20 protein-coding genes are annotated in these 24,886 nt (G+C 52.2%); 8 read left to right on the top strand and 12 right to left on the bottom strand.

Annotated elements, in window-relative coordinates; genetic code table 11:
- Positions 1-143 precede the first annotated feature (143 nt).
- The 4 genes from bshC to EFA69_RS11415 all read left to right on the top strand — a co-directional run bounded on the left by bshC (position 144) and on the right by EFA69_RS11415 (position 7,291).
- Positions 144-1,700: a bacillithiol biosynthesis cysteine-adding enzyme BshC gene (gene bshC / locus EFA69_RS11430; protein WP_123133193.1), complete on the top strand. Its 1,557-nt coding sequence runs from the start codon at positions 144-146 to the stop codon at positions 1,698-1,700.
- A 2-nt stretch (positions 1,701-1,702) separates the two neighbouring features.
- The gene (locus tag EFA69_RS11425; protein WP_123133192.1) at positions 1,703-2,281 is read left to right on the top strand and encodes a 5-formyltetrahydrofolate cyclo-ligase; all 579 of its coding nucleotides are present in this window, start codon (positions 1,703-1,705) and stop codon (positions 2,279-2,281) included.
- Positions 2,282-2,671: 390 nt separating this feature from the next.
- Positions 2,672-5,890, top strand: a complete 3,219-nt coding sequence (locus EFA69_RS11420; RefSeq protein WP_123133191.1) for a SusC/RagA family TonB-linked outer membrane protein — start codon at positions 2,672-2,674, stop codon at positions 5,888-5,890.
- A 12-nt stretch (positions 5,891-5,902) separates the two neighbouring features.
- A complete protein-coding gene (locus EFA69_RS11415) occupies positions 5,903-7,291 on the top strand; it encodes a SusD/RagB family nutrient-binding outer membrane lipoprotein (protein ID WP_123133190.1) in 1,389 nt (462 codons plus the stop codon).
- Between the two features lie 95 nt (positions 7,292-7,386).
- On the opposite strand, the gene EFA69_RS11410 is transcribed toward EFA69_RS11415, so the two are convergent.
- The 11 genes from EFA69_RS11410 to EFA69_RS11360 all read right to left on the bottom strand — a co-directional run bounded on the left by EFA69_RS11410 (position 7,387) and on the right by EFA69_RS11360 (position 19,152).
- A complete protein-coding gene (locus EFA69_RS11410) occupies positions 7,387-7,770 on the bottom strand; it encodes an SRPBCC domain-containing protein (RefSeq protein ID WP_123133189.1) in 384 nt (127 codons plus the stop codon).
- A gap of 60 nt (positions 7,771-7,830) precedes the next feature.
- On the bottom strand, positions 7,831-8,418 hold the full coding sequence (locus tag EFA69_RS11405; protein WP_148041335.1) for a hypothetical protein: 588 nt from the start codon (positions 8,416-8,418) through the stop codon (positions 7,831-7,833).
- Positions 8,419-8,749: 331 nt separating this feature from the next.
- On the bottom strand, positions 8,750-11,254 hold the full coding sequence (locus EFA69_RS11400; protein WP_123133187.1) for a S9 family peptidase: 2,505 nt from the start codon (positions 11,252-11,254) through the stop codon (positions 8,750-8,752).
- Positions 11,255-11,348: 94 nt separating this feature from the next.
- Complete coding sequence (gene mnmD, locus EFA69_RS11395) at positions 11,349-12,020, bottom strand: tRNA (5-methylaminomethyl-2-thiouridine)(34)-methyltransferase MnmD (protein ID WP_123133186.1); 672 nt, start codon at positions 12,018-12,020, stop codon at positions 11,349-11,351.
- A 172-nt stretch (positions 12,021-12,192) separates the two neighbouring features.
- Entirely contained in the window at positions 12,193-12,828 is a 636-nt protein-coding gene (locus EFA69_RS11390; protein ID WP_148041334.1) for a hypothetical protein, read from the bottom strand.
- Between the two features lie 322 nt (positions 12,829-13,150).
- Positions 13,151-14,113 (bottom strand): YihY/virulence factor BrkB family protein, encoded by a 963-nt coding sequence (locus tag EFA69_RS11385; protein ID WP_123133184.1) that lies wholly within the window; start codon positions 14,111-14,113, stop codon positions 13,151-13,153.
- 207 nt (positions 14,114-14,320) lie between these two features.
- Complete coding sequence (locus EFA69_RS11380) at positions 14,321-15,757, bottom strand: DUF4403 family protein (RefSeq protein ID WP_183906759.1); 1,437 nt, start codon at positions 15,755-15,757, stop codon at positions 14,321-14,323.
- Positions 15,758-15,836: 79 nt separating this feature from the next.
- Complete coding sequence (locus EFA69_RS11375; protein ID WP_245964551.1) at positions 15,837-16,169, bottom strand: thioredoxin family protein; 333 nt, start codon at positions 16,167-16,169, stop codon at positions 15,837-15,839.
- Between the two features lie 203 nt (positions 16,170-16,372).
- Positions 16,373-17,104 (bottom strand): DUF3891 family protein, encoded by a 732-nt coding sequence (locus EFA69_RS11370; protein WP_123133182.1) that lies wholly within the window; start codon positions 17,102-17,104, stop codon positions 16,373-16,375.
- Positions 17,105-17,288: 184 nt separating this feature from the next.
- Positions 17,289-17,963, bottom strand: a complete 675-nt coding sequence (locus EFA69_RS11365) for an outer membrane beta-barrel protein (RefSeq protein WP_123133181.1) — start codon at positions 17,961-17,963, stop codon at positions 17,289-17,291.
- A gap of 226 nt (positions 17,964-18,189) precedes the next feature.
- Positions 18,190-19,152 carry an NAD-dependent epimerase/dehydratase family protein gene (locus EFA69_RS11360; RefSeq protein ID WP_123133475.1) on the bottom strand — a complete coding sequence of 321 codons (963 nt, stop codon included), beginning with the start codon at positions 19,150-19,152 and terminating at the stop codon, positions 18,190-18,192.
- Positions 19,153-19,389: 237 nt separating this feature from the next.
- On the opposite strand from EFA69_RS11360, the gene kbl reads away from it, so the two are divergent.
- The 4 genes from kbl to EFA69_RS11340 all read left to right on the top strand — a co-directional run bounded on the left by kbl (position 19,390) and on the right by EFA69_RS11340 (position 23,408).
- A complete protein-coding gene (kbl, locus tag EFA69_RS11355; protein WP_123133180.1) occupies positions 19,390-20,583 on the top strand; it encodes a glycine C-acetyltransferase in 1,194 nt (397 codons plus the stop codon).
- A 215-nt stretch (positions 20,584-20,798) separates the two neighbouring features.
- Entirely contained in the window at positions 20,799-21,236 is a 438-nt protein-coding gene (locus EFA69_RS11350; RefSeq protein WP_123133179.1) for a hypothetical protein, read from the top strand.
- A gap of 297 nt (positions 21,237-21,533) precedes the next feature.
- Positions 21,534-21,965, top strand: coding sequence for a hypothetical protein (locus tag EFA69_RS11345; protein WP_148041333.1), 432 nt, complete (start codon positions 21,534-21,536; stop codon positions 21,963-21,965).
- Between the two features lie 522 nt (positions 21,966-22,487).
- The gene (locus tag EFA69_RS11340; RefSeq protein WP_123133177.1) at positions 22,488-23,408 is read left to right on the top strand and encodes an NYN domain-containing protein; all 921 of its coding nucleotides are present in this window, start codon (positions 22,488-22,490) and stop codon (positions 23,406-23,408) included.
- 136 nt (positions 23,409-23,544) lie between these two features.
- Here the strand turns inward: EFA69_RS11340 and EFA69_RS11335 are convergent, their stop codons facing one another.
- Positions 23,545-24,879, bottom strand: a complete 1,335-nt coding sequence (locus EFA69_RS11335) for an erythromycin esterase family protein (protein ID WP_245964550.1) — start codon at positions 24,877-24,879, stop codon at positions 23,545-23,547.
- Positions 24,880-24,886: the final 7 nt, after the last annotated feature.

Genomic DNA, 24,886 nt, shown 5'->3' with positions numbered 1-24,886 from the left:
TTTGCTTTAAACTGACTTTGGGTAGGCACAGTTTCCTGTATAATACCATCCCTGCGGCGCTCAGAAACGTACTAGCCCTATAAATCAGAAAATAAGCTTTTACCTTTGCATTTCTTGCGGGCTATACCGCCGCAGCCGTCCTTATGAACGTTTCCTGTCTTGACTATAACGCCACTGGTGCCTTCTCTTCCCTGGTTTTGGATTATCTGCGGAAGGATACCAAGCTACAGCCGTTTTATGCCCATTTTCCTGAGGTAGCCTCGTTTGCGGCGTTAATCAAAGACCGGAATTTTCCGCAGGAGCAACGGCAGGTGCTGGTGGAGGAGTTAACGCGGCAGTATGAGGGCGTGGAGTTGCCGGAGGCCGTAAAGTCAAACCTGGAGGCCTTAGCGCAGCCGCAGACGTTTACCATTACCACCGGGCATCAGCTGAACCTCTTCACCGGACCGCTATACTTCATCTACAAGATTGTGACGGCCATCAAAACCGCGCAGGAACTTCAGAAAGCCTATCCGGAGCAAAAATTTGTGCCGGTGTACTGGATGGCCACCGAGGACCATGACTTCGCGGAGGTGAACCATTTCACGCTCTTCGGGAAGACCTATACCTGGGAGAGTGATGCCAAGGGAGCCGTGGGCCGTTTCTCCACCGACGGTCTCAATGAACTTCTGGACCAGTTGCCCGAGAGTTACCCCCTGTTTGAGAAGGCCTACACAGAAAGCGCCACCCTGGCCGAGGCAACCCGTTCCATTGTGAATGGCTTGTTTGGAGTGTACGGAGTGGTGTGCCTGGACGGCGATAGCCCAGTTTTGAAAAGATCTTTCAGCCCGGTGGCCCAACGGGAGCTCAGGGAGCAGATAGGGTACAAAACCATCTCTGAAACCAATAAAGCTTTAGAGAAACACTACAAGCCCCAAGTCATGGTGCGCGAGATCAACCTCTTTTACCTTGACCAGAACCTGCGCGAGCGTATTGTGCAGGAAGGGGAGGTATATAAAGTACTCAACACTGAACTAACCTTTACCCAGGAGCAGATCTTGCAACTGGCGCAGGAAGAGCCAGAGAAGATAAGCCCTAACGTGGTCATGCGGCCCTTGTACCAGGAACTGGTGCTACCTAACCTTGCCTATATTGGCGGCGGGGCCGAAGTAGCGTATTGGTTCCAGCTGAAGGGTTTGTTTGAAGCCTTTCAGGTTCCGTACCCGGCCGTGATGCTGCGCAACTCCGCTATGTACATTACCAAAGCCAACGGACAGCGCATGGAGAAGCTGGGGCTCACTGTACCGGAAATGTTTAAGGAACTGCCGGAACTGAAGAAGCGCTTGGCCGAGCTGCTGAACCAGGAAGAAGTGAGCCTGGAGGGCCAACGGAAAGCAGTGGAGGACATTTTCCGTCAGGTAGAAGAGTTGGCCCAACGCGTAGATCCTACCTTAGTGAAGGCGGTGGCCGCCGAGGCGCAGAAAGCCCAGAACAGTCTGCAAATGCTGGAAAAGAAGCTGAACAAAGCCGTGGAAAGCAAGAATGACACCACGTATAATCAGCTCATCAACCTAAAGGAAAAATTATTCCCAACGGGTGTATTGCAGGAGCGGGTAGACAATCTGCTTACCTACCAGACCAATAACCCAGACTTCATTCAGGAGCTAGTGGCGGCTTTTGAGCCATTTGCCTATTCTTTCACCGTTTTACAGGAAGAATAAGCATGGCTTTAAAAGCAGATCTCCGGAAAGCGTATCTGAACGCACGTCGTCAATATCCCTTAGAGGAGCTGGAGGCAAAGAGTCAGCAGATTTGCGATCTTTTCTTTCTAGAATTTGCCCTAAAGGCAGGGCAAACAGTGCATAGCTTTCTGCCCATGCAGCAGCACCGGGAACTGAATACCTGGTACATCATCAGGCAGTTGTGGCAGCAGCAAGTACAGGTGGCAGTGCCCGTCTCTAACTCCGCAGACTTCTCCATGACACATTTTCTGTTCACGCCAGACACTGGTTTGCAGGAAAATAAATGGGGGATACCAGAGCCCGTAGGAGCGCTCCCCATCCCAGAGGCCGAAATAGATCTAGTGCTGGTGCCCTTATTGGCCTTTGACCTGCAAGGTCATAGAGTGGGCTACGGAAAGGGGTTCTATGACCGGTTCATGGCCCTTCTACCTAAAACCACCCAGAAAGTGGGGCTGTCGTTGGAGGCCCCGGTAGAAGTGATTGATGATATTCATGTCAATGACCTCACGCTAGACGCCGTAGTGACTCCTTCGCAAGTCTATAACTTCCAAAACGTTTAATACTATTCCCTTTACTGGAGAGCGTACCCTTCTTTCCTGCTTTTCCTTAGGCCAGGACTAGCGCACACCACCGTAGAATACGTGGCACTTAAGGAAGTACGCGCTTTACTGAACTATTGAGACGGTGGGCATTAGAGCCCTCCTGGAACTAGTAAGGAATTCCCTTTCCCTGTATTTCTTTCATAGAATTCAGACGCTGCACAGGCGGGCGAGGCTGTCTGAAATTTAAATCATCCCTTGGCAATGGCTATCCTCTGGTGCATTATTCATTGGTACCTGAGGATAGCTATTTGTGCTTAGTAGTTAGGAGTTTATTAAATTAATTAATATACTTCCTAACAAATATTCCTAATCTACAAAACAAACATTCGCTTTTAAATCTTTTAATGCATGAAAAAAACGTTACTCTTTTTGTTGACGTTGGTTTCCTCCCTGAGCATAGCTTATGCACAGCAGCGGGAAATCAGCGGTCGGGTTACGGCGTCAGATGATGGCAGCGGCCTGCCGGGCGTAAGTGTGGTAGTCAAAGGTACTACCATTGGCACCTCTACAGACGCAGACGGGCGTTATAATTTGCGGGTTGAGGAGAATAGTGTTCTGGTGTTTAGTTTCCTGGGGTATCTTCCCAAAGAAGTGCCCGTGTCTGGACAGACTACTATGAACGTGGTTCTGGCGCCAGACGCAAAGCAGCTGGGCGAAGTTGTGGTCACGGCTTTGGGGATTGAGCGAAGCGAAAGGTCTTTGGGCTACTCTACGCAGGAAGTGAAGGGGGAGAACCTAACCTTCACCAAAGAACAGAACGTGCTGGGGTCTCTGGCCGGTAAAGTGGCAGGGGTACAGGTGGCAGGCTCTTCTGGGGCAAGCATGGGCGGTACGCAAAAGATCCAGATACGTGGGGTAAACTCCGTAACTGGTGGTGGGCAACCTTTGGTAGTGATAGATGGAACTCCTATCTCAAACGCCAACTTTGCAGGCAGAAACGGAGCAGATTACGGAAACCTAGCCCAAGACATCAACCCAGAAGACATTGAATCTGTCAATGTGCTCAAGGGCCCTACCGCTTCTGCCCTGTATGGTATCCGTGGGCAATACGGTGTCATTATGATCACGACCAAAAAAGGAAGCAAAGGCCCTAAAAAAGTAGTGGTGCAGTTGAATTCTGCCTTCTCTCTTGAGAAAGTGGGCAACTTAATGCCTATGCAGAACCTCTACGGTGGCGGATCAACCCAAACGTTCCGGACACTTGCCAACGGACAGAAATACGTAGACGGAACAGATGAAAGCTGGGGGCCTAAGATGGATGGAACCAATGTGCGCCACATGCACAGTTTCTACCCGCAAGACCCAATGTATGGCCAATTGGAACCGTTTGTGGCACACCCAGATAACATCAGAGATTTCTTTGAAACCGGGTTTAACCTCAACAACGGGGTAAGTGTTGCCGGTGGTAATGAAAATTCTACCTTCCGCTTAAGCTATAACAACACTTATATTGAAGGGGTGGAACCCAACACGTGGCTTAAAAGAAATAACCTGGGCGTTAGCGCTTCGCTGGACCTTAGTAAAAAGGTAAGCGTTTCCACTAATTTCAACTACGCGAATAACAATGGGCAGCGCCCTTCGCAAGGGTATTATGAAGGCTCCCGAAACTTTACCCAATGGTTTCAGCGCAACCTTGACATGAAAAGGTTGAAGAACTATAAATATTCTGACGGTACTTTTTACCACTGGAACACCAACCGGCCTACTGCGGAAGGGGTGATTACTGACCCTGAGCCTGTAGATTGGAACAACCCTTACTTTGAAGCCTATGAGAATATCAACAGTGATAATCGGGAACGCTTCTTTGGCGATGTAGGCTTAACTTACCAAGTGTTGCCAGAATTAAAACTGAGCGGTTTTGTCCGTTCAGATATGTTCACCCAGAACATTGAGCATAAAGAGGCTGCCGGCGGCAGGTACGAAGACGGCTATTCTGTGGCCAAGTACCAGAACAGAGAGATGAACTATGAGTTTTTGGCGCAGTACACAAAAGATCTGAACGATTTTTCTTTCAACGTAAACCTGGGGGCCAATTTATATGACCGGCATTACACGTTTCTGTCACAGGCTACTGCCGGTGGTTTATCAAGCCCAGGGTTTTATAACATTGGTGCCTCCCGGGAGCGCCCTACCAGCGGGCGGGAAGACTATCCTTCCTATTTATTGAGAAAGAAGCTGCAGAGCGTCTACGGGATGGCTACCATAGGGTACAAAGACACCTATTTCATAGACTTCTCCGTACGCAGAGACCATTCCTCCACCCTGTCTGACCCTTATTACTATCCCTCGGTATCTGGTTCATTCGTGTTTAGTGAACTGCTGAACTGGAAGCCTCTTTCCTTTGGAAAGCTGAGAGCAAGCTATGCTCAGGCGGGGAATGATGTTGCCGTGTATGCCACTTCCTTAAACTATGAAGTAGGCGGTTTGTACGGCAATGAAAGCGGCACCACCAATACTTCCTATGTGCCAGATGTCTTAAATAATCCTGATATCAAGCCTTCCTTTGCCACCTCTTATGAACTGGGAGTGGATTTGAAGTTCTTCAACGGGCGTTTGGGGGCAGACTTTACCTACTACCAGCAGCGCAACAGAGATGATGTGATTGCGCTCAACGTGTCTGGTGCCAGTGGCTATACCTCTGCTTATGTGAATGCCGGGCTTATGGTGAACCGAGGCATAGAAGTAGCTCTTACCGGAACCCCGCTGCAAACAGGGAAATTCTCCTGGGATGTGGCTTTCAACCTGGCTAGAAACAGAGGCACCGTGAAAGAACTTTATCCTGGCCTTGATTCACGCCTGATTGAGTCCAACAGCTACAGTGGCGTGTCTATGTATCTGTATTCAACCGTGGGGCAACCTTTTGGGACCATTGTAGGACAGGCTTACCAGCGCGATGAAGCCACTGGCAAAGTTTTGCTGGGCAGCAATAACCAGCCCCTGTACACCACGGCTACCCATAACTTTGGAACTGTATTGCCAGACGCCACCGGAGGTTTTCAGAATACTTTCCGGTTTGGGCAATTTGATCTGGGCGCTATGATTGACTACCAGTTGGGCGGGCAGTTCTTCAGCTGGTCCAGGATGCTGGCGGTAAAAGCAGGCTTAGCCCCTGAAACCGCCGCTATCAATGAAAATGGCAAGAACGTACGCGATCCTCTGGCTGAAGGAGGAGGAGTAAAAGTAAATGGCATTTACGGGCCTGGCGTCAAAATCAATGGAGTAGATGTTTCTGGGCAGGAGTTCAACGGATTTGTAGATGCCAAGACTTATTACAGAACTACCATTGGTACACGGGTCTATGAGGAATGGCTGTATGACGCCTCCTACATCAGACTGCGTGAGGTGAGATTAGGCTATACTTTGTCAAGAACCGCCTTAGGGAAATTACCTTTTGAGAGAGTAGGCATCGCCTTCATTGCCCGCAATCCAGCCATGATTTGGCAAAAAGCGCCAGACGGCTTGAATCCTGCAGAATTGGCCACAGGTGCCTCTTCCTTTAGCTGGTTAGAGACCGGAGGACTGAATACTGTTCGGTCTTATGGGGTTAACCTGAACATCACCTTTTAATTAGAGAAGACCATGAAGAGAATATATCTGTTTTTAGTAGTCTGCCTGGCCCTGTCTGGTTGTGAGTTTGACGAAGACATCAACATTAATCCAAATAAACCAAGCCAGGCCTCTGGCGGACAATTATTGGCCAATGCCATGCTTTCGCTGCCAGGGCTCAGCTCCTCGCCGCAGGGTGAATTCATGGCGCAGTATCTGTCTGAGACCCAATTCCCGGGCGGTTCGCTTTATCCAGAGGGAGCCACCAGTTTTTACGGGCTCTACTCAGATCCTTTGATGAACCTGGAGGAAGTGATCAAGGCAGATGATTTAGATGCGAAAGAAGGGCCGGTGGCGAACCAGAAAGCCGTTGCGAAAGTCCTGAAAGCTTATTACTTCTGGAATATCACTGATAGATGGGGAGATGTTCCTTTTAGCCAAGCTTTAACTGGGCTAAATAACTTCTCACCTGCTTATGATACCCAGGAAAGTATTTATAATAGTCTTTTTGTATTACTGGACAGTGCCAACCAAGGCTTTGTAGCTGGAGATATAGCTAATGATATTATCTACGGAGGTAAAGTAGACAAATGGAAAAAGTTAGGGAACACAATTCGCCTTTTGATGGCTCTCAGGCTGTCAGAAGTAAACGCCACCAAAGGCAAAGAAGAGTTTAACAAAGCCTTGGCAGCTGGTGTCATGACCTCCAATGAAGACAACTTCACCTTTAAGCACCTGGGGGTAGTAGCAAATGAAAATTACTGGTACAGTCAGGTTGGTAGGCAGAAACGGTTATGGTGGGCCTTAAGCGAAACCCTCGTAAATACCATGAAACCTACTTCAGACCCACGTTTGGCGGTGTATGCAGACCCTAATGAAAAAGGAGAGTATGTAGGGCTTAAATTTGGGAAACTGGAAGGAGGAGCCCCGGCAGAGTATGCCATGCTGGGCTCTGATATCTGGAAACAAGATGCCCCGGTCTATCTGGTAACGTATGCCCAGGTATTGTTTGCCAAAGCTGAGGCGGCCAAACGCGGCTGGATAACCGGAAGTGATGTTGAAGCCAAAACCAACTATGAAGAGGCTATCAAACAATCTCTTAAACAATGGACAGGGAGTGATGCCGGAGCCGGTGCCTTTTTGCAGCAGCCTACCATTGCTTACAACCCTGCTACAGCATTGGAACAAATTGGTACGCAGCGGTATATTCACCTCTTCATGCACGGCTATGAAGCCTGGGCGGAGTGGAGAAGAACGGGTTTCCCTGCTAATCTGATCATGCCCAGTGATAAAGCAATCCCAACCAGGTTGATGTACCCTGCACAGGAGGCCGCTAACAACACGGCCAATTACAAAGCCGCACTACAACGCTTAGGCGGCACAGACGGGTTGTACGGCAAAGTGTGGTGGGATAAAAACTGATTTTTATTCCAGATCCTCAAGAAAACAGGAAAGGCCGGTAGTATACCGGCCTTTCCTGTTTTGGGCCTGTTTTAAGAAAAACGGCCCCTAAACGCTTACTGCTCCTCAAAGAAGGCCAATAGGGCGCCGGCGTAGCTTTCGTCCCAGCCTTCAGCCAAGTCTTCGTAGGCTTCGTCTGGGATGTTGGTTTGCTTCACTTCCATGGAGCAGCCCTGCTTGTGGGGGTGGAGCTTGATGGTGACAATGGAGTCTTCGGGTTCGCCTTCAAAGTACCAGTGCTGGACAATCTTTTTGTTTTCCTCAAACTCCAGATTCTTGCCCACAATGCTGCCGTCCCAGAGCGAGAACTCAGAGCCGGGCTGGGTAGACATTTCGGCCTTGTCGCCGGTCCAGATCTCCAGTGTGATGGGGTTGGTGAGGGCAATGTAAACTTCTTCCGGGGTGGCCGGAAGGGTGTAGTATTTTTTGAAATCTTTCATAGAATGAACAGACAGTTAGACGAAGGTAAAAACTGTTTGGCTTACGCGCACGCCTCCAGGTTATTTTACCTGGGTGATTTCCCCCGAAGGGGAGATCTTGAACCGTTTGCGGGTAACGGTAAGTTTTCTGGTGTTGGGGAGCTCGCGGTACTGTGGGTCAAATTGCCAGCGGATGGTGCTGTCCACGTGCTCAATAGTGAAATCCTTTCGGATGGTGTACTGCTCGCTGTGCTGAAATCCCGGCTCCTCGCCGCAGGGGTTGAATTTAAGGTCCTGCTCATCCAAGATGGTGCCGTTCGGGCTGTAGGTCCGGAGGCGGGGCAGGGTTTCATCGGCGGGGAAAAGCACCAGGAGCGCCGTCACGTTTTTGTTGACGGATAAGCGCCGGTAAGGCAGCTCGTGGGGCTTCAGGTAATTGGTGGCGGCCGTGGTGTCTAGCCGTGAGCCTAAGGTATAGTCAAAGGCACAGGTGGCCTTGAACGGCAACACAAGCGCGGGCAGCTCCGCCGCGAAACCGGTAAAGGAAACCGTGGGGCTGGCGTCTACCACCTGCTCCGCCACCGGGTTGGTCTCATATTGGGCGGTATTGTCTCTGGTGCAGGAAAACAACAGGGCCAGGAGAAAAAAAGCGGGTATACGTCTTTTCATAGTAGGTTCTTTGCGCGAAGAAATAGAATGCCCCTCATACGTGAGAATAAGATTCATAGATGACAAAGAGCGAAAACTGGTTTAGGCAAGATTTATGAAAAACGGCCTCTAAACGCAAACTCTGCGTCTAGAGGCCAGTAAGTTTTCCTGACTCACCCTGAGTTATATTGGAGCTCTGGAGCAGTATTTCCGTTTAGGGCCTCTTTTTGGAAAAAGAGCCGCTAAACGGAAAATCCTGTAGCACGTAGTATTGGTAGAGAGAGAATAAAAGGAAGAAGCCGCGACTGTTTTTTGGGTCGCGGCTTCTTTTCTTTTCAGAGGAGAGTTTTAGTTATTCTGCTTCCGGTTCGGCGGCTCTGGTAGACTGAGGTTTTTTGTTGGTGAGCTCAATCTCGCGGTTCATCTCAGTGATGTCCACGGTTTGGGAGTAGTCGCCCAGCAGGTGTTTGCTGAAGTAATCGCCCATCATCCAGAAGAAGTACTCGGTCATGTTCCCGAAACCGTGGCGTTGCCCCGGCATCAGGATAAAATCGAACCGTTTGTTGGCTTTGATGAGCGCGTCTGCCATCCTGATGGTGTTGGCCGGGTGCACGTTGTTGTCCACGTCGCCGGTCACCAGCAGGAGGTTCCCTTTCAGGTTCTTGGCCAGATCGGCGTTTTTATCAATGGAGTATTGGAAGGTGGTATCGCCTTTGGCGGAAATCACTTCTTTAACGCCATGGTGTTTCTCAGACCACCAGCGGTTGTAAATGCTGTTCTCATGGTTTCCGGCACCAGACACTGCCACTTTGAAGAAATCTGGGTACACCAGCATGGCGGCCGTAGACATGAAGCCCCCGCCGGAGTGACCGGTTATGCCCACGCGGCTGAGATCAATGAACGGATGGCGGTCTGCGAGCTGCTCAAGCGTGGCTTTTTTATCGGCGAGGCCGTAGTCACGCAGGTTGCCGTAGCCGTAGGTGTGGTACCACTTGGAACGGGCCGGGTGGCCGCCGCGGTTCCCCACGGTGACTACAATGAAACCCAACTGCGCCAGACGGTCAATGCGGTCCATGCTGCGGCCAAAGGCTTTGTTCACGGCCTCGGTCTGCGGACCGGGGTACACGTATTCAATGACTGGGTACTTCTTGGTGGAGTCAAAGTCAAAGGGCTTGTACATGACCCCGTACAGGTCGGTGATGCCGTCATCTGCTTTCACGGTGAAAGGCTCCGGAAATTTGTACGGCGTGGCCAGCAGGCGGGACAAATCTGCCGTTTCCAGATCCATCACTTTCTTGCCGTTCTGGTTGTAAAGCGCAGTCTTGGGCACCGTGTTCACCCGCGATGAATTATTCACGAAGAACTTGCGGCTGTCGCTCATGCTCACTTGGTGGTCAAAATTGCCGCTGTTCAGGAGCTTAAGGCCCGAGCCGTCAAAGTTGATGCGGTAGAGGTGCAGGTAATATGGGTCTTCCTTGGCTTCGCGGCCGTTGGCGGTAAAATAGAGCACGCGGGCTTTGTCATCAATGCCAATGATCTCTTCGCAATGATAGGAACCCGAGGTGATCTGGTTTTTGAACTTTCCGTTGCCGTCATAGAGGTAGAAATGTCCCCAGCCGTCGCGCTCAGACCAGTGGATGAGCTCGTTGCCGCCGTTCACCAGGCCCACGCGGCTTACTTCCACGTAGGTATTGAAGCGTTCCTCAATAAGGGGTTTTACGGTTCCCGATGGTACGTCCAGCACCAGTACGTCAATCTTTTTCAGGTCTCGGCTGGTACGGGTGAAGTACACTTTCTGATTGGTGCCGTGCCATAGGCTTGCCCTAAATTCATCATCGCGGGAGCTTTGCTTGGCGGGCGCCGGCCACACAGATATTTCCTGGTCTTTGAAAGCGGTAGTGCTGATTTTCTTAGACGTTTTATCTGCAAAGTTGAACAGCAACAGCTCTCTGATGGGCGCTTCCTTCTCGCCGGGCATGTGGTACTTATACGTCTCCAGGGCAGGTCTGCCGGCGGCGGTGTTATGCAGCACCCACAGGTCTTTCACCTTGCGGGCATCTGTGCGAGTCATGATAAAGTACTTAGAGTCTGGGGACCACATGATGAACGCGGGCTTGCGGTTCTTCCTGTTTTTCTCCCGCTCCACGTTGGTCTCGCCGCTGTTATCGCCGTAGCTGTAGTTCTCCACCCCATCGGTGGTAAACTTGGTTTCTACAATGGTAGAATCTTTCTCGTTCTTGAGGGCCTTCTCATAGTTGGCGCGGTCCATCCAGTAGAGGTTATGTTCTTTGGCGAAGACCACAAACTTCTGGTCTGGCGAGATAGAGGCCCACCGTGGCTTCTGTTTAGGCTTCTCGTAGTCTTTCAGCTCCGTGAGCTTGCGGGTAGCCAAGTTGTACTGAAAATAGAAGGTCTTCTTCTCCAGAGAGTCGGCGGCCTTCTTGTCAATGCGGTCTTTCTTCACTTGGTCAATGGTGCTCTTCACCTCAAACTGCACGTTCTTCTCGTCTGCCGTGAACTTGAGGTTCTCTAGGGGAAGATGCTGGGCATCAAACGGGTCGCGCACTACCATGGTGATAGCGGCGGCCAATTGGTCTGTGTTGAAAATAGCCTGCTTAGACTTGGTGGCGGGGTCTACTATATACCAGTTCTTGCCGTTAGAAGACTCATACATGTACCAGAAACGGTCGGTCTGCTTGAGCCAGTGCGGGTCTAGGCTGGTAGTGAAGATGAGCTTCTCCAGTTTCTTAGGGGAGAAGCGGGCGGCCATTTGGTAATTGGCTTTGGAGGGGCCAGATTGGGCATGGCCTACCTGGCATGTCAGCAGAAGGGCTGCCAACAGGTAAAAGATTCTCATGTAAAGGGGTATCTGTTAGTTTGGAAGCTGGAAGATACGAAACAACGGGGTATTAAGCAGCCTGTTGGCACAGCGGCTTATAGTAAAGAGTGCGCTAGGCTTTCACGCCGCGCGTCATTTCCCTTTTGCCGGGAGGGCCCGGTAACGCCTCCACGGCAAAGCCAGCTGCTTTGAGGCTTCTTTTAAAGCTTCCTTTGGCGCAGTAAGTCACCAGGGTGCCGCCGGGGGACAGGCAGTCGTGCATTTTCTGGAAGATGGCATCGGTCCAGAGGTGGGGTTGTTTCTCCGGGGCGAAGGCATCGAAATAAATCAGGTCATAGCTGTTGGGAGAGGGGGCGAAGGCTTCCAGGTCGGTCTCCAGCTTGAGCAGGGTGAACTGCGGCGTTACGGGAACCGGCTGCTCCCAGGCGGCGGCGTGCAGCGGGCCGAAGAAGTCCAGCAGCTCTGGGTTGAGGATGAATTTATCAAACTGCAGTTGGGCCACCACCTGCGGGGTAAGCGGGTACTTTTCTAACGTAGTATAGTGCACCGTAGCCCCAGAGGCCAATGTATGCTGTAGCGTGAGCAGCGCGTTGAGGCCGGTACCAAAGCCCACCTCCAGCACCCGTACCCCCGTTCTGGTTTCCAAGGCGGCCTGCAAACCCATCTTGATGAAAACGTGCAAAGATTCTTGGAGCGCCCCGTGTACAGAGTGGTAGTGTTCGTTCAGGGCAGGGACAAAAAGCGTGGTGGAGCCGTCTTTGGTTTGTTTTACTTCTACGTTCATGCTCGGAAGTTAGGAATTAGCGGCAGAAAAGGGAAACCAACCCTATAATTGTCTGCTTAAAGGTCTGTTGGGGGTAAAACGAGATCTATTTCCGTTTAGGGGCTGTTTTTGGAAAAAGCGCCCCTAAACGGAAATAGATCTGCTGAAAATAATCCTGTACTGAACGTAAGGGTTAGTCTACATATCCTTCATACTGGATGCTGCTCACCTTGCCTTTGGTTAGATGGAACCTGAGCCAGGAGTTCTGCTCCAGATCACAGACTTCCACCACATTTTTCTGCTCTTTGATGAACAGTTTATATTCCTGGAGTTTTTGCAGGAGTTCCTGACGGGTGCAGCCCACTTTGATGCCGTTCTTCAGGGCCAGGTTAGGGCTCTTGATGTCGGCGTAGGAGAGCAGGAACCGTTTGGTGTACAAAGGGTAGTACAGCTCCACGGTGCTGGAGTCAAAGTGCAGCTGAAAGAGCGTGTCTATGTAACTGGTGTCATGGAAATTGGCTACAGTGTCTTTCACCACCGCGCATTTGGTTTTCACTTGGGCGGTATAGTGCTGCAGCATGGGTTCAGCCACTAGCAGAAACGGGTTAGAGATGAACTCAGATGCTTTAAGTGCCTCTGGGTGGTCTTCCGGCAACTGCTCTATGCGGTCATAGAACGCCTTCATGCTCACAGAGTTGTCATAGTTAGGCCTGAAGCCCGTGCTTTTTGGGGTGCCCGGTTTTGGCTTGGCACCAAGTGTAGCCACCCGCCGCGGGGTGTCAGTCCTCTGAATGGTCTGGCAGTCGCCGTGCGCCCAGATTGGGAGCAAACATAAAAATAAAATCAGCCGCCGCATACCAGTGTCAGAAATAGAAGAAGAGGTTTAGCCAGATAGGTGTTCTGTATACGTAAAAACCTTGCGCAAAGCTACGTAGAAGCAGCACAATTCTCTCTATCCCGTAAGACCGGTGAACCGGAAAATACCCCTAATCCCCAATTATTTTTCCTTAAAAGTTAGTAACCCAAACGGCCAGCCGAAAACAGGTTGGCGGCCCGTGATGGTAAGCCCGTTAGCCCAGCCGCGCTCTTGCCTCATTCTGCCGCAGGCGGGGCTGTTTTGGCGCCGTTTTAGGAAAAAGAGCCCCTAAACGCTACTTCCGGAAACGGCCTTCTGCCGGTGGTCTGCCGGCCATGGCGTCATCGGTTTCTTCGTGCGGCAGCTCACGTATTTCTATGCGCACGGAGTTGTGGTTGGGCTTCACCGGCTGACCGAAGGTATCGGCGTATTCCTGCGTGATCTCGGCCCCGAAGAAGATGATGAGGGAGGAGTAGTACACCCAGGAAAGCAGCACCACCATGGAGCCCGCCGCCCCGTAAGAATTGCTGAAATCGCTGCGGCCAATGTACCAGCCAATGAGGTATTTGCCCAGCAGGAAGAGAAACGCCGTGACCAGCGCGCCCACCCACACGTCGCGCCACCGGATGATGGCGTCTGGCAGGTACTTGAAGATCAGGGCAAACAGCAGCGTCACAAAGCCCATGGACACCACCACGTCCAGAATGTAGACAAACACCACGGCCAGCCCAGGCATGAGCCGTTGCATATAATCTGTGAGCACGCCAATGACAGCGCTCACCACCAAACTCACCAGCAGCAGAAACGAAAGGCTCAGAATCATCCCGAAGGACAGGAGACGGTCCATGGCCAGTTTCAGGATACCGTTCTTGGCTTTGGTCTGCAGGTTCCAGACCTGGTTCAGAGACTCCTGCAGGGTCACAAAGATGGTGGTGCCGGCAAACACCAGCGTGCCAATGCCTATCCAGGTGGCCACGGGGTTGGAGCCTTCCAGGTGCAGCTTGGTAATCATGGTCTGAATCTCTGCGGCCGCATCTGCGCCCACCAAGCCTTTGATCTGGGTGTATAGCTGGCCCGTCACGGCCTCTTCGCCAAAGAAATACCCGGCAGAGCGCACCACAATGAACAGCAGGGGCGGCAGGGAGAAAATGGTATTGTAGGAAAGCGCCGCCGCCAACCGCAGCGAGTTGTTCTTCATGAACTCCGCCCCGGAGTTGGTGATAAGCCCTAAGATGCTTTTAGTTGAGTACTTGGCCATTCGTATGGAGGTCTGGTCTGTGTTTCTCCCTAAAACTACGGGAAGCAGAAGCCATTGGTTAATGTAGGGCCACCGGAGCCGCCTTTTTGTATTTCCGGGGGAAGGCGCTTTTCCAGAAGTCAAGGCGTTTGCTAAAGAAGAAATGCCGTTTAGGGGCTGTTTTTGAAAAACGGCCCCTAAGCGGTAAGAGGGGAGGAAAGGGACAGCCTACTGAAACTGCACTGAAAGTTGCCCTGTGGCCAAGAACTGGGCGCGTATACCGGCGGGCGTAACCAGCAAAGTGTCTGGGGCAATGGTGAAATTGGTGCCGCGCAGCCAAATGCCTTTCTGCAGTTCCTGTTCTTTGAGACCCGCCTGCAAAGACTCCCGCAGCAAAGCCAACTGACTTTTCACGGGCACCACCATCTGCTGCTCCAGTTGGGTCCGTACCTTGTTGTGCAGCAGCCATTGGGCCGTGTTCACCAGTTGGTCCCGGGTCTGGATGGAAAACTGCAGGTCTTTCACCTTAATGCTCTGGGTGGCGGCGTCATACACGGGCGTGGCCTGCAACCACACTTTCCCCTGAAACTTCTTCTTGACAAACGCTGCCTTAGACTGTCCGCTCACATCCAGTGCCAGCAGCAGTTGGGTGCCTTTGCCGCTCACGTCCAGGCTGTGCACAGAAAGCTGGTGTTTGCCTTCTTCAAAAGAGAACGTCTGGTTCTCCAGTTCCTTCTGCAGCATCTGGGTGAGGTAGGGGTAGGAGACATCGCTGGCAATGGCCAGCTGGGCCTGGGGCGGCAGGGTGCGGGCCGGGATAAAACTGGGCAGTGCCGAGGTTTTGACTGCCTCTGGTTTCTGCCCCGTGGTGACCCGTATGAACGCATCAACGCCTACCTGTAGCCTCAGTTGGTTCTGCTGGAGTTCCAGCGGTGTGAGCCGTACGGCCTGCGGGTGAATGGACAGCCAGGCGTTGTACTGCTGGTGCAGCAGCACAGGGGTTTGCAGTTCTTTCCAGGCCAGCCCCAAATACTGCTGGAGCGGCACGCGCTTGCCTAGTTCCTGGTCTAACTGCTGCAACATAGGCGCAATCTGCGCCTTTAGCTGAGGCTCTATGAACGGAGCCAGGTTTATCTTTAGTGGCCCCATGGAGAAAGCGGGTTTTTGGTTCCCCCACTGAAAATCGCCGGTGGTGTAGCTTTTGAGGGTATAGTCTGGCTGGATCTGCAGGCGGCTCTCAGTGCGTACCACCACCTCAAACTCGGTTTCCTCCGTTTTCTGGATGGATTTGCAGAGTTCGCAGGCGTTCCATTGCCATCGGCCTTTGGCCCAGATCTTGAGCGGCACTTCCATGCTCAGCTTGCTGAACTGGGCACCCAGTTTCATGGGGCCGGCTTTGGTCACCTTCACCATGAGGTTGTCGTCTTGCAGGGAATTATCTTCGTAGAGCACACCCTTGAGTTCCTGGTTCACGCGTTCTTCCAGGGCGGCCACGGGAATGGAGATGGGCACACTGATGGTGGAAAGCGGTAGGTCTGGGGCGGGTAAAGGGGCAACCTGTGCCTCTGGGCGCACATCTGCCAATGACGCCGACTGCTGGCAGGAAAACAGCAGGCCGCCGCTAAGCAAAACGGGCAGCCAAAAGAGGAAAGAAGGTCTTTGCATGCAGTAAAGGGAAAGCGCCTGCAAAGTAAACATATATAAGCGTTTAGAGGCTTTTTTTAGAAAAACGGCCCCTAAACGGCTACTCTTTGCACGCCAGTAAACGGTCCAGATACTTCCGGACTTTTTCCTCGGTAGACAACAAGCCGCAGTCGCGCAAAGTGCCTTTGAAGTAGATGGCGAAGAAGGGGGTGCCGGTGAGTTTCACTTCCTTGCTGGAAACGGGGTTCTCAGACGCATCCATCTGCAGAAAAGTGATGTCTTGGTAGGTGGGGTTCTCCGAGAATTTCTTGAAGGAAGGAGCCAGTGCTTTGCAGATTTCGCAGTTCTCGTCCAGAAACTTGACAATCACCCGCTCCTTCTCAAAGATGATAGAGCGTAGTTCATTGTCAGAGGAAGTGTGAATGGCCATCATGAAAAAAGAATTTGTTCGAACTATTTTTAACGGGTAACCCGCCACAGAGTTTGAGAAACAGGATATTTGCAAGAACATTCATCCTATGGCGGGCAGTCCCAAGCACCTGTTGGCGGCACAAAGCAATGGCCCGAAAAGCGGGAGGGGAAGGTGCCGCGGCGTAGGCACGGCTGCCAGGATTTTACCAGAAGAAAATTAACGGGCTATTTGACTTTGCTCAGTTCCCATTCTTTCCGGTGGATGGGGGCCTGCCACATGGCCTGCGCCAGCTCCTGGTCTGACCCGAACTGCAGCTGCGTGAGGCAGCGGGCTTCTACGCTAATGTTGAGCTGCGCCACCTCAAACGGCCAGGGGTTAACCTGCACCACTCCGGTTTTGAGCAGGGTCACCTCATACCTGATTCCGTCTGGCCCGTTGCTGATTTCCAGGGCCCGTTCCATCTCCGGCAGCTCATTGCGGCACAGAATGAGGGAGAAACGGTCACACCACTGCATGAAGTCATAGGCGTACCGGGCCTCGGCTTTCTTTATTTTGAGTTGCTGGCGCCACAGTTTCTGGTTGGTCTGTTGCTCGTCTAAAAAGGTATCCCACTCCTGTTTCTGGCCACGCAGCTCCTCATACAGGAAGGAGAGGTGCATGCTGGTGAGCAGGCTGCGCCACCGGCCCTGGAAGCGGGCTTCTTTCATGACCTGCCGGGCCTGCTCCAGACTGAAAGGCAGCTGCGTGAAATTGGCGGGTGCCCCGGCGGGAGTAAGGGCATAGTGGCCGGTCCAGTCTTTCTGCCCATCGTCGTGCTGGGCGATGGCGGCCAGGGTCTGCATGAAGTGAAGGGGACGTTTGGCGGGCAGCCACGCGAAGCCTATCTCAGCGGCCAGCAGGGCGTGCGCCTGTTGGTAAATGATTTCCCAGCCCTTCTCATCCGGATTTACAATCATAGCGCCTTGCTCTTTAGAGATGCCGTTTTTCTAACTTGGGTTTCAGGGGAAAAGTTGCCTCCGCGCCCAATGGAATATCGGTTTCCGTTTAGGGGCTGTTTTTCAAAAAGCGGCCCTAAACAGGAAGGCACAAAAAAGCCCGGGGGTAACAGTACCACCGGGCTTTTCAAAAGGCGTTTATGTCTTAGAACACGAAACCTAAGCGCAGGCCGCTGTTCACGTTAGGTCCAAATCTGAAGGTGCCGCGCTCCCCGTCAATGGTGGTGTTGGGGCCGGAGTTGGGCTTGATTTTCACGTCTCCTTCTTTCTCATATTGGAAACCGAGGCCGAATTCCACTCCCAGGTACACGTGCTTGGCAAAGTAGAAATCTGCCCCGGCCACGGCTCTTAAACCTAAGGCGAAGTAGTTGCGGTTAGAGATGCTGTTGCTGTTGCCGCCGCTAGACCAGGCGCCTTCCACCTCCCCATAAGGGTTTTCCTCGTTCGCGAACAGTTTGGAAATGCTGATTTCACCGCCTACGTACGGAGACAGACGGTCTGTGCCGGCAAAGTGTTTCTCAATACCCGGGGCCAGTGAAATGAAGGTAGAGGTGCGGTTGAAATCGTCGTTCAGGTCTTCATTTTCAGTTTGCAGCGTGAAGGAGGCGCGTACGGCGGTGGTGGGGCTCAGGAAATAACGGCCACGCAGTTGGTTCAAGCCTAAGTTAATGGTGCTGTTGTTGGTGCCGGTTAGGCTCAGCTGCACCTCGGCGGTCAAGTCTCCGGCGGCGGGTTTAATGTCTGAGCTTACTTCCTGGGCAGACGCGGCCACTCCCAAGGTGAGAAAGAAGGCGCCGGCAATAAAGAATTTCTTTAACATGTGCTTAAAAATTGATGGGAGAATTAAATGAGCCGCAATATTAGCGAAGCGCCGCTGTGATTGAAAAAGTTCGGCCCTGGCCGGAGCGTAACGGGTTAAAGATGAAGCGGTAATATTTTACAGGCTTTGCGTTTAGGGGCTCTTTTTGGAAAAACGGCCGCTAAACAGAAAGCCCCGGCGGTTCTGGGAACTACCGGGGCTTTATTCAATGCCTAATGCAGGAAGTTTAGTTGTTGATGCGCTTCAGGTGCAGGAGCATGTCATCGGTCATGGCGTCCAGGTCATAGGTGGGTTTCCAGCCCCAGTCCTGGCGGGCGGCGCTGTCATTGATGCTCTGCGGCCAGGAATCCGCAATCTGCTGGCGGGCGTCTGGTTCATACGTGATGCTGAAGTCTGGGTAATGGCGCTGAATGCTGGTGGCAATTTCCTGCGGGGTAAAGCTCATGGCGGCCAGGTTGTAGGAAGACCGCACTTTCACCAGCTCAGCGGGGGCGTGCATCAGGTCCAGGGTGGCTTTGAGGGCGTCTGGCATGTACATCATGGGCAGGCGGGTGTGCTCGCTTAGGAAGCATTTGTAGGTGCCTTTGGCCAGAGCCTGGTGGTAAATGTCCACGGCGTAATCTGTGGTGCCGCCGCCGGGCAGCGCTTTGTAGCCAATGAGGCCGGGGTACCGGAGGCTGCGCACGTCCAGCCCGTATTTCTGGAAGTAGTATTCGCACCAGCGCTCGCCGGCCTGTTTACTGATGCCGTACACGGTGTTGGGGTCCATGATGGTGTCCTGGGGCGTGTTCTGGCGCGGCGTGCCCGGCCCGAAGACCGCAATAGAAGACGGCCAGTACACTTTCTCCACCTTGTGCTCCAGCGCGAAGTCCAGCACGTTGAAGAGGCCGTCCATGTTCAGGCGCCAGGCAAACTTGGGGTTCTTCTCGCCGGTAGCGGAAAGGATTGCTGCCAGGTGATAGATCTGCTTGAATTTATAGCGGGAGGTAAGGTCTGTGAGGTGCTGGGGCGTGAGCACATCCACTATCTCAAAAGGGCCGCTTTCGCGCAGCTCGGCCTGCTTGGGGTACTGGATATCGGCGGCCACCACGTGGTCATCGCCGTATATTTTTCTGAGTTCCAGGGTGAGTTCAGAGCCTAACTGTCCGCAGGCGCCTATCACTAAGATGGCATTTTTCGTTTTTGTCATGCAGGTGCTGAAATAGGAAAACAAATGTACGTTATTCAGGCGGCTCCAAAAAATACGGAGGAGTGAAGAGGTTTTGTATCTTTGGAGGCGAATGCGTGGTACACTATACGGGAATTACGTAGAGGCCGGATAAGCTTGGCCACAGGCACAAAATACTGTTCCAGCCCCATGCGTTTAGCGGCCGTTTTTCCAGAAACAGGCCCAAAACAGAGAACCAATACTCTTGATAGAAGCTATATGTACGAAACCTTAAAACCAGACTTAGAACAGCAGTTAGCCGAGATCAAGGCCAACGGCTTATATAAAAACGAACGGGTGATTGTGACCCCGCAGCACGCCCAGATCAGGACGCAGCAGACCGGCGAGGTGCTCAATTTCTGCGCCAACAACTACCTGGGGCTGTCCTCGCACCCGGCGGTGCTGGAGGCGGCCAAACGCACACTGGATACCCATGGCTACGGCATGAGCTCGGTGCGCTTTATCTGCGGTACCCAAGACATCCACAAGCAACTGGAGCAAAAGCTGGCCGAGTTCCTGGGCACCGAGGACACCATTCTGTACGCCGCCGCCTTTGACGCCAACGGCGGGGTGTTTGAGCCTTTGTTTGATGAGCAGAGCGCCATTATCTCAGACGCCCTCAACCACGCCTCCATCATTGACGGCATCAGGCTGTGCAAGGCCCAGCGCTACCGCTACCAGCACAATGACATGGCCGACCTGGAAGCCAAACTACAGGAAGCCCAGGGTGCCAAACACCGCATCATTGTGACAGACGGCTCTTTCTCCATGGACGGTACCATTGCCCAACTAGACAAAATCTGCGACCTGGCAGACCAATACAAAGCGTTGGTGATGGTAGATGAGTCGCACTCCAGTGGGTTCATTGGCAAAACTGGCCGCGGCACGCACGAGTACCATAACGTGATGGACCGCGTAGACATCATTACCGGTACCTTGGGTAAAGCGCTGGGCGGTGCCATGGGCGGCTTTACCACCGGCAAGAAGGAAATCATTGACATGCTGCGCCAGCGCTCGCGCCCGTACCTGTTCTCCAATTCACTGGCCCCGGCCATTGTGGGCGGATCACTGGCGGTCCTGGAACTGCTGAGCTCCACCACAGAACTGCGCGACCGCCTGGAGTGGAACACCAAATACTTCAGAGAGAACATGACCGCCGCCGGGTTTGACATCAGGCCGGGCGTGCACCCCATTGTGCCGGTGATGCTGTATGAGGCTTCCTTGGCGCAGGAGTTCGCGGCCAGAATGCTGGAGAAAGGCATTTACGTGATTGGTTTCTACTACCCGGTAGTGGCCAAAGGCGCGGCCCGTATACGCGTGCAGCTTTCCGCGGAGCATACCCAGGAACATTTGGACAAAGCCATTCAGGCCTTTACCGAAGTAGGCAGAGAGCTGGGCGTGCTGAAAAGCTAGGCATTTTGGGCACGTTTTCCGGAAAACGGCTCTAAAACGGCTTGCCTTCGCACAAAAGAAGGCGGGCCGTTTTTTTGGTTTCAACGGTTCCGGGAACGGTGGGAAATAAAACCAAACGAGCGATGAAATAAAGTAACTAAACTTATAGTTTAAAAACTGAGTAACTAGTTGTATTGCGTAGTCGCTTTTGTTTTCCACCCTTAACTCTCTCATCTATGAACCGTTACCGTCTGTTTGTCTTTGTGTTCGCCGCGGTGCTGCTGTGCACGGACACGCTTTCCCCGGCCTCGGCCCAAACGCCCCAAGGGCATTTTCTGCTAACCTTTAAAAATGGGCAGACGGTGAGCCCGCTGGTTGGGTTCACCCCGGAAGAACTCAAGGGTGACCTGATGATTAAAGTTGCAGAGGGGATGGAGGTGCTGAACATTTACCACCTACGCGGCGAGCGGCCCCTTCGGGCAAAAGCCATCCAAAACCAGTTGGAACTGAAGACGTTGAACCTGGCACATTGGCTGGCCGGCAAGGAAGGCGTTGCCGGTCTGCCAGACACCGTCTCCGCCATCACCAAGGTGGATGTCCGGCCCGGCGACCGGATCGCGTTCCAGGCCCGGTACAAAGGCCAGGATGTCTCGGTCACTTATCCGGTCAGGTAATTCCTTTCCAAAAGCTTTTGGCCCAAGCTGGTTTTACCTTAATTCCGGAAAAACAGCCCCTAAACGGCCTGTCCTTTTTTTAAGGTCAGGCCGTTCTTATTTTTTAACTACCTGAACTTTGATTAAAGAATAAATCTTGAGCAATATAAAACTATATAGTTAGTTGTTAAACTAGTTTATTAGTTTTAAGTATAGGTAAATTAGAAGCAGAGGAAAGCAATAAACTCCGCTCTTATGAAGTAAAACCACCAGTTTATAGCAGTATTTTATTATCCATTAAACTATATAATTATGTCTATGTTAACATCTCCAAACTTCAGAAAACGGTTTTTCGTGAGCCTGGTATTTGCTCTTCTATTCAATTTCTCCTCTGCTTGGGCGCAAGAAGGAATCAAGCCTTTGCTTTTCAAAGACGGGCAGACCGTACAGCTTTCGCGCAGTTATTCCCTGGATGAATTGAAAGCGGGCGTAGTGATCAATGCGGTGGAAGGGTTGGAAATAGCCGGTATTTACCTGGTGCGGGGAGCACGGCCAATAAAAGCCTTGAAACTGAAAGACCGGCAAGAAATGCAGGCGTTTGAGCTGTACTCCTGGGCCACGGGCAAAGACAAGCCCGCAGCGGGTAAAGCCACTGCCTTACCCAATTCAGACGTTAAGGCCGGTGACCGGATTGCCTTTGATGCCACGTACAAGGGAGAACCGGTCTCATTTACGATAAAAGTACAGTAGACAGAAAGAGTTGCCAGCGGTAGGGCGTACGCTCTAGTCGCTTCCCCTAAAATAAAGTGTAAAACGGCGCCAGGAGCAGGTACTAGAACTGCCCCTGGCGCCGTTTCTAGTATAAATTAACGCTTCAATAATTTAGGTTGCCCGCATAGGAATGATTGCCTACTTTTGCCTAATTATTTATAAAGCGCTAAGGCACTTGGCAGAATCTGCTGAGTGCAAGTGGGTTGGCGGTAGTGATGTATGGCTTAGACGCGAATGGATAGATTATGAATTAGAAAGTGGTCGGCCAGACTAGATAAATGAAGGTATTAATAAGCTATAGCAAAATATTCCTCCCAAGTTTCTATACTGTAATTAGAGTATTGTTTTCAGATTTTCCCCCATCTAAACGTCTCTCTGTTTTTACCGCTTTCTCCTCCATTTCTCCCTCCACCACCATGTATTGACTTGAATTTAACACCCTAACAGATACATATGAGATAGAAGAAAGACAAATAACAGATAGACAAAAAACAGAACAACATGCAGGACAAATTAGTGAGAATTGGCGTCTTCTATGACGGCAATTATTTCTTACAGGTCAGCAATTACTACGCCTACGGCCACCAGCGCAAACGTAGGATTAGCATTTCTGGCCTACATGAATTCATACGGGAACAAGTGGCGGAAGAAGAAGGGGTAGACCCTCGCTTCTGCAGAATTGTAGACGCCCACTATTTCCGGGGAAGACTCAATGCCTACGAAGCCAGCCAGCGCGGCGACACCCTTTACTGGGATCGCGTGTTTGACGACATCCTGATGTCTGAGGGAGTGACTACCCATTACCTGCCGGTGCGGACTACGCCGGAAGGATACAAGCAGGAGCGCGGCATAGACGTTTGGTTAGCCCTGGAGGCGTTTGAGCAGGCCTTTTACAAACGGTTCGATGTGTTGGTGTTAATCTCTTCAGACGGAGATTACGTGCCTATGGTACGCAAAGTCAACACCCTGGGAACCCGCGTAATGGCCCTTACCTGGGAATTTGAGTACACCACTGATAACGGACAGCGGATGACAACGCGCCCGTCACAGGATCTGTTAGCCGAGGTAACTTACCCTATGGCCATGCACGGCATTATTGACCAGCGCATCGCCCGCCATGATTCCACCATTCACCGGCTGTTTGTGCAGCCAGATCAAAAGAGAAATCACGCGGTGGCCGAAGACCACCATGAGGACGATGAGGATGAGGTGATGATCCAGGGTGGGCGTGGCGAAGGAGAAATCATGAGCCTGAAAAACGGGTATGGTTTCATCAAGTTTCCGCCAAACAACCTGTTCTTCCACTTCACCAACGTGATTGACACAGACTTCAATGAGCTGCACGTAGGTGACCGGGTTGAATTTGACATTGAGAAAGACGAAGAAGGAAACGATGTAGCCAAAAGCGTGCGGTTGCTGTAGCCTGACTAACTACAGACGCCATTTGCGCAGAAGCCATCAAGAACTTCTTAAACAAAAGCCAAAAGGGGAGAGCCGTAAAGCTCTCCCCTTTTTTGTGGAAACAGCTCGTTTCCTTGTCGGGTGATGAGATAAGGCGTTACAGCCCGCTGCCTGAGAGTGGCGTAAGCGCCTTGGTTTGGTCTATGTACAAGAAGGCGTCATAGCGGCGCGGCAGAACAGTGGGCACATAGTTGCCGCCTTCGGCGGCGGGGTTATAGGTTACCCCAATGGCTCTATGGCCTCTGCTTTGCATGGCTTCCGGGCTGCTCTGGAGTTCCCGCAGGAGGAGGAGTTTGTCTTGGACGCTGAACCGGTGCAACAGGTCTTCCCAGCTGTTGACTCTGGCTGGCGGAACGCTCATGGCCCGTACAGCGCCGCCCCACTGGGTAGAGGCAATTACCTGCCCCTGATAAGTCCCGAAGCCCACCAGATACACACCTGCCCCTGCATGCTGCTCGCGCAGAAGCTGCCCAATGTTGACCATTCCGGCGCCGGCCATATCGGTGTAGCGGGCATCACCCACGTGGGTGTTATGCGCCCAGGCAACCACTTTGGTGCTGTTGCCCCGGTGCGCCACCAGACGGTTCACGGTTTCCTGCATGTGGCGGTCACGCACGTTCCAAGACGTTACGTCACTCCTGATCATCTGGTAATAATACCGTTCACCGTTCACAGCTACCAGTGCATTCTGCTCGGCGTTGAAAGCCGCCTCATCGTTGGCGGGTTGGCTGGCCCGGTGTGCCTGCACGGCTTCCAGTAGCGCCTGTAATGGTGCTGCGCAGGAGGTACCCCGGGCAGTGGCTTGGGCATACTGTTGTTCATCCTGGTTGAAAGGGGCCAGACAATTTTGGGCTTCGCGGGCCAGGTGGGCAATGGCAGGGGCTTCGGTTTCAAGATAGGCCCGCACCTCTGCCAAAGATTCCCAGAGGCTGTACACGTCCATGCCATAGAACCCTGCTTTCTGGGCTGCGGGTAAACTTTGGTTATGCTGCCGGAGCCATTCAGAGAATGTGGCTACTTCCTGGTTTGCCCACATCCAGGTTGGCCAGCGCTGAAATGCCTGTAAGGCCTGTTGGGCTGTACCGTTCCGTTGGCCCTGCACGTACTGATTCAGGATATAAGCGGCGGGCCAATCTCCTTCCACGGTGACTACCGTAAAGCCTTTCTCTTGAATGAGGCGCTTAGTAAGGTTGGCGCGCCAGGTGTAAAATTCTGAGGTGCCGTGCGAGGCTTCCCCAATCAAAACATATTGGCTATTGCCTATTTCCGCTAGGATTGGGTCCAGGTCATCTGTGTCCTGTAGGGGATGTACCTGCCCCGCCAAAAAATTGGTTTCCTGTTGTGGCTCCCGCAATTCATCCTCCTCTGAGCAGGAGAAGAGCCAGCCGCTGAGCAGGAGTATCCAAATCAACCGCAACTTTCCCATCTTCATTTCTTTC

Source organism: Rufibacter immobilis (assembly GCF_003721565.1).
In the GTDB taxonomy this organism is placed as follows: domain Bacteria; phylum Bacteroidota; class Bacteroidia; order Cytophagales; family Hymenobacteraceae; genus Nibribacter; species Nibribacter immobilis.
Note: the sequence above shows the minus strand (reverse complement) of the source record. Positions and strands in the feature narration are given on the sequence as shown.

What these genes read in the sequence shown, in the direction of transcription:
- bshC (WP_123133193.1), top strand. Translation starts at nt 144, where the DNA reads ATGAACGTTTCCTGTCTTGACTATAACGCCACTGGTGCCTTCTCTTCC.
- EFA69_RS11425 (WP_123133192.1), top strand. Translation starts at nt 1,703, where the DNA reads ATGGCTTTAAAAGCAGATCTCCGGAAAGCGTATCTGAACGCACGTCGT.
- EFA69_RS11420 (WP_123133191.1), top strand. Translation starts at nt 2,672, where the DNA reads ATGAAAAAAACGTTACTCTTTTTGTTGACGTTGGTTTCCTCCCTGAGC.
- EFA69_RS11415 (WP_123133190.1), top strand. Translation starts at nt 5,903, where the DNA reads ATGAAGAGAATATATCTGTTTTTAGTAGTCTGCCTGGCCCTGTCTGGT.
- EFA69_RS11410 (WP_123133189.1), bottom strand. Translation starts at nt 7,770, where the DNA reads ATGAAAGATTTCAAAAAATACTACACCCTTCCGGCCACCCCGGAAGAA.
- EFA69_RS11405 (WP_148041335.1), bottom strand. Translation starts at nt 8,418, where the DNA reads ATGAAAAGACGTATACCCGCTTTTTTTCTCCTGGCCCTGTTGTTTTCC.
- EFA69_RS11400 (WP_123133187.1), bottom strand. Translation starts at nt 11,254, where the DNA reads ATGAGAATCTTTTACCTGTTGGCAGCCCTTCTGCTGACATGCCAGGTA.
- mnmD (WP_123133186.1), bottom strand. Translation starts at nt 12,020, where the DNA reads ATGAACGTAGAAGTAAAACAAACCAAAGACGGCTCCACCACGCTTTTT.
- EFA69_RS11385 (WP_123133184.1), bottom strand. Translation starts at nt 14,113, where the DNA reads ATGGCCAAGTACTCAACTAAAAGCATCTTAGGGCTTATCACCAACTCC.
- EFA69_RS11380 (WP_183906759.1), bottom strand. Translation starts at nt 15,757, where the DNA reads ATGCAAAGACCTTCTTTCCTCTTTTGGCTGCCCGTTTTGCTTAGCGGC.
- EFA69_RS11375 (WP_245964551.1), bottom strand. Translation starts at nt 16,169, where the DNA reads ATGATGGCCATTCACACTTCCTCTGACAATGAACTACGCTCTATCATC.
- EFA69_RS11370 (WP_123133182.1), bottom strand. Translation starts at nt 17,104, where the DNA reads ATGATTGTAAATCCGGATGAGAAGGGCTGGGAAATCATTTACCAACAG.
- EFA69_RS11365 (WP_123133181.1), bottom strand. Translation starts at nt 17,963, where the DNA reads ATGTTAAAGAAATTCTTTATTGCCGGCGCCTTCTTTCTCACCTTGGGA.
- EFA69_RS11360 (WP_123133475.1), bottom strand. Translation starts at nt 19,152, where the DNA reads ATGACAAAAACGAAAAATGCCATCTTAGTGATAGGCGCCTGCGGACAG.
- kbl (WP_123133180.1), top strand. Translation starts at nt 19,390, where the DNA reads ATGTACGAAACCTTAAAACCAGACTTAGAACAGCAGTTAGCCGAGATC.
- EFA69_RS11350 (WP_123133179.1), top strand. Translation starts at nt 20,799, where the DNA reads ATGAACCGTTACCGTCTGTTTGTCTTTGTGTTCGCCGCGGTGCTGCTG.
- EFA69_RS11345 (WP_148041333.1), top strand. Translation starts at nt 21,534, where the DNA reads ATGTTAACATCTCCAAACTTCAGAAAACGGTTTTTCGTGAGCCTGGTA.
- EFA69_RS11340 (WP_123133177.1), top strand. Translation starts at nt 22,488, where the DNA reads ATGCAGGACAAATTAGTGAGAATTGGCGTCTTCTATGACGGCAATTAT.
- EFA69_RS11335 (WP_245964550.1), bottom strand. Translation starts at nt 24,879, where the DNA reads ATGAAGATGGGAAAGTTGCGGTTGATTTGGATACTCCTGCTCAGCGGC.